This window comes from Streptomyces sp. NPDC002835 (assembly GCF_053591995.1).
Map to the genome: position 1 here is coordinate 1 of NZ_JBSFUW010000100.1, position 5,059 is coordinate 5,059.

1 protein-coding gene is annotated in these 5,059 nt (G+C 73.1%); it reads right to left on the minus strand.

The window, feature by feature from the left end:
• A partial coding sequence (locus tag ACWD01_RS37145; RefSeq protein ID WP_451168374.1) for an SDR family NAD(P)-dependent oxidoreductase occupies positions 1–5,059 on the minus strand: 5,059 nt, incomplete at both ends.

Here is a 5,059-nt window from a genome sequence, read left to right on the forward strand (position 1 = left end):
AAGGCCTCGTACAGTTCGTGTCCCATCCCGGCCCGCTGACTGCCCTGCCCCGAGAACAGGAACGCCAACCGCCCCTGCGCAGGGTCCACGGACCCGGTCAGGACCCGGCTGTCCGCCTCGCCGCGCGCGAGCGCGCCCAGCGCGTCGAGGAAGTCGGACCGGTCCTCCGCGACCACGGCGGCCCGGTCGTCCAGCGCGGCCCGCGTGGTGCCGAGCGAGAACGCCAGGTCGGCCGTGGGGAGTTCGGGCCGATCCGCGACGAACGACCGCAGCCGCTCGGCCTGCGCCCGCAGGGCGTCCGTGCCCTGGCCGGAGACGAGCCACGGCAGCGGCCCCGACACGGCGTCGGACGTGCCGACGACGGCCGGCTCCTCCTCGAACTGCTCGATGATCGCGTGGGCGTTGGTGCCGCTCACACCGAACGACGACACACCGGCTCGGCGGGGCCGTCCGGTCTCCGGCCACTCGACCGCGTCCCGCAGCAGCGTCACCGCACCGGCGGACCAGTCGACGTGCGGCGTCGGCTCGTCCACGTGCAGCGTCCTCGGCAGCACACCGTGGCGCATCGCCATCACCATCTTGATGACTCCGCCCACGCCCGCCGCGGCCTGCGTGTGCCCGATGTTCGACTTCAGGGAGCCGAGCAGCAGCGGCTGTCCGTCCGGGCGGTCCTGGCCGTACGTGGCGATCAGCGCCTGCGCCTCGATCGGGTCGCCGAGCCGGGTGCCGGTGCCGTGCGCCTCGACGGCGTCGACCTCGGCGGCGGTCAGCCGGGCCCGGCCGAGCGCCTGGCGGATGACCCGCTCCTGCGAGGGGCCGTTGGGGGCGGTGAGGCCGTTGCTGGCGCCGTCCTGGTTGACCGCCGTACCGCGCACCAGGCCCAGGACCGGATGCCCGTTGCGCCGGGCGTCCGACAGCCGCTCCAGGAGCAGGACACCGGCGCCCTCGCCCCAGCTGGTGCCGTCGGCCGCCGCGGAGAACGACTTGCTGCGGCCGTCGGGAGCGAGCCCCCGCTGCCGGCTGAACTCCACGAACGTCCCCGGCGAGGCCATCACGGTGACGCCGCCCGCGAGCGCGAGCGTGCACTCGCCGTCGCGCAGCGCCTGGACGGCCATGTGCAGGGCGACCAGCGAGGACGAGCAGGCCGTGTCGACCGTGACGGCCGGGCCCTCCAGACCGAGGGTGTACGCCACCCGGCCGGAGATCACGCTCGCCGCGGTGCCGGTGAGCAGGTATCCCTCGAACCCTTCGGGTGCCTCGCTCATGCGCGGCCCGTACTCGTCCTGCGACGCCACACCGACGAAGACGCCCGCCTGGCTGCCGGCCACCGACCGCGGATCCATCCCGGCCCGCTCGAACACCTCCCAGGACGTCTCCAGCAGAAGGCGCTGCTGCGGGTCCATCGCCTGCGCCTCACGCGGCGAGATCCCGAAGAACTCGGCGTCGAACTCGGCGGCGTCGTACAGGAATCCGCCCTCGTGGACGTACGACGTGCCCGCGCGCTCCGGGTCGGGGTGGTAGAGCGCGTCGATGTCCCAGCCGCGGTCCGTGGGGAACACGGACACCGCGTCCCGGCCGTCGGTGAGCAGTTGCCAGAGGTCCTCCGGCGAGCGCACCCCGCCGGGATAGCGGCAGGCCATGGACACGATCGCGATCGGGTCGTCCTCGGCCGCGGCACCCACCGGGACCGGCACAGGGCGCACGGAGGCGGACTCCGGCGTGCCGGTCGCCTGCGTGTGCAGGAAGCGGGCCAGCGCCTGCGGCGTCGGATGGTTGAACACCAGCGTCGGCGGCAGCTTCAGGCCGGTGACGGCGACGAGCCGGTTGCGCAGCTCGACCGCGGTCAGCGAGTCGACACCGATGTCCTTGAACGCGTGCGAGGCGTTCACCGCGTCCGCGGAGGCGTGCCCGAGCACGGCGGCCGCCTGCGTCCGCACCAGGTCCAGCAGCAGCCGCTCGGCCTCGGCGTTGGAGAGGCCCGACAGATTCTGCGCCGTCCACGTGGCGTCGTCGCCGACTCGCTGGGCGCCGGACTCGGCCCGCAGCTCCCGTACGTCCGCCAGGTCGGAGATCAGCGCGCTGGGACGGGCGGCGGTGTACGCCGGCACGAACCGCGCCCAGTCGATGTCGGCGACGGGCACCGTCGCCTCGCCGCGCCCGACGGCCTCTCCCAGCGCGGTGAGCGCCAGGTCGGGCGCCAGGGCCGGCAGCCCGCGCCGCCGCAGTTGCTCGGCGACCTCGCCTGCCGCCATTCCGTCCGCGTCCCAGGGGCCCCATGCCACGGAGGTGGCGGGCAGCCCGAGCGCGTGCCGCTGCTCGGCGAGCGCGTCCAAGTGGGCGTTGGCCGCACCGAAGTTCCCCTGCCCTGCCCGGCCCAGCGTGCCGACCACCGACGAGAACAGGACGAACGCGTCGAGGTCGAGGTGACGCGTGCACCGGTCGAGAAGCGCGGCGGCGGTGGCCTTCGGACGCAGGACGTCGTCGAGGCGCTCGGTGGTGAGCCGGTCGAGCACCGCGTCGTCGAGGACACCCGCGGTGTGGACCACGGCGGTCAGGCCGGGGTGCGCGGAGACGAGAGCACGTACGGCGTCCGGATCGGTGACGTCGCAGGCGGTGAGGGTCACGGTGACGCCCAGCGCGGTGAGGTCGTCGTGCAGGGCGGTGGCCCCGGGGGCCTCGCCGCCGCGCCGGCTGGCGAGGACGAGTTGCTCGGCGCCGTTCTGGGCAGCCCAGCGCGCCACGTGTGCGCCGAGCGCGCCGGTGCCGCCGGTGATCAGGACCGTGCCGCGCGGCTGCCAGGCCCTACCGCTGCCGGCTGCCGCCCGGGTCAGTCGGCGCGCGAGGACACCGGCCTCGCGGACCGCCACCTGGTCCTCACCGCCGGACGGAGCGGCCAGTACGGCACGCAGGCGTGCGGCGCCGCGCTCGTCGAGCTGTTCGGGCAGGTCGACGAGCCCACCCCAGCGGTCGGGGTGCTCCAGCGCGGCGACCCGCCCCAGGCCCCAGACCTGCGCCTGGGCGGGCCGGGTGAGCGGATCGGAGCTGCCCGTGCTGACCGCGCCCTGGGTGACACACCAGAGGGGGGCCTGCACACCGGCGTCCCCCAGCGCCTGGAAGAGAGCGAGCGCCGGCGCCGCCGGGGCCACGTCGTCGCCGCCCAGCGCGAGAAGGGACAGCACGCCGGTCACGGCAGCGTTGTCATCACCCGAGCCCAAAGCGTCGGAGACTTGCTCGGCGTAGAGCGCGCGGTCCGCCTCGGACGGGTCCAGCACGACCTGCCGCCCCCGTACAGCGCGGGTGACAGCACCCACCAGCGCGTCGTCCTCCTGGCCGACGGGAACCACGACCAGCCAGGTACCGACCGGTCCGGCCTGCGGATCGGCGATCGGCCTCCATGCCGCCCGGTAGCGCCAGTTGTCCACCGTCGACACACGATCCAGGCTCTTCCGCCAGGTCGCCAGCGCCGCGAGCACCGTACTCAGCGGGGCATCGCCCTCCACCGAGAGCATGCGGCCGAGCGACTCCCAGTCCTCGTTCTCGACCGCCTCCCAGAAGCGGGTGTCGGCGGTGTCCGGGGAACCGGTCGCGGTCGGGTTGATCCAGTAGCGCTGGTGCTGGAAGGGGTAGGTGGGGAGGTCGGTGACGCGGTTGGTGCGCGGGGTGGGCCAGTTGATGGGGTGGCCGTGGGTGTGGAGGTGTGCTGCTGAGGTGAGGAGGCGGGTGAGGGTGCCTTCGCCTCGGCGGAGGGTGCCGGTGGTGAGGGCGTCGGTTGAGGCTTCTTCGATGCTGTAGGTGAGGACGGGGTGGGCGCTGGACTCGATGTAGGTGGTGTGGCCGTCGTCGGTGAGCTGCTGGATGGCGGTGTGGAAGTGGACGGTCTGGCGGAGGTTGCGGTACCAGTAGCCGGCGTCGAGCGCCTCGGTGTTCAGGAAGCCGCGCTCTACGGTGGAGAAGAACGGGACGTCTGACCGACGGGGCTCGATTCCAGCGAGGGCGGTGGCGATCTCGTCCTGGATGGTCTCGACGTGTGCGGAGTGTGAGGCGTAGTCGACGGGGATGAGCCGGGCCCGGATGTCCTGGCCCTGAAGGTCCGCGACCAGGGTTTCCACGGCGTCCTTGTCGCCTGAAACCACGGTGGTGTTGGGGCCGTTGACGGCGGCGATGCTGACACCGCTCGTCAGGATTTCCTCGACCGCCTGAACAGGTTGCGGGATGGAGGCCATGGTGCCCAGCCCGGCGAGGTGTTCGCCGATGATCCGTGCGCGTACGGCGACGACCTTGGCCGCGTCCTCCAGGGTGAGGGCGCCGGCCACAGCGGCGGCGGCGATCTCGCCCTGGGAGTGGCCCACCACGGCGTCAGGACGGACGCCCAGGTGCTGCCAGGTGGCGGCAAGGGAGACCATGACGGCCCAGGTGACGGGCTGGATGACGTCGACCCGGTCCAAGTCGGCGCCGGAGCGCAGCACCTCGGTCAGCGACCAGTCGACGTAAGGCGCGAGCGCCTCCTCACAACGAGCCATCGACTCCGCGAACGCGGGCACAGCATCGAGGAGTTCGGCACCCATACCGGCCCACTGCGTCCCCTGCCCCGGGAACACGAACACGGTCTTCCCACTGGGCTTGGCCTGGCCCTGAACCAGATGGGTGTGAGGCTGCCCAGCGGCCAGCGCATCGAGCGCGGCGGCGACGGCATCAGGAGCTTCGGCGAGGACAACCGCCCGATGCTTGAAGAGCGCCCGCCCGTTGGCGAGCGTGTTGGCGACGGCTGCGGTGTTCAACTCGGGCCGCTGCTCGACGTATTCGCGGAGCTGCCGTGCCTGGTCGCGCAGCGCGTCGGCGGTCCGGGCGGAGATCACCCACGGCACGACGCCCGAGTCGGCGGGCCGGCCCTGGTCGAGGGCGATGGGGGACTCTTCGATGATGGCGTGCGCGTTGGTGCCGCTGACGCCGAACGAGGAGACGCTGGCCCGGCGAGGCCGGTCGGTCTCGGGCCAGGCCTGTTCCTCGGTGAGGAGGGTGACGGCTCCGGCGTCCCAGTCGACATGGCTGGTCGGCTGGT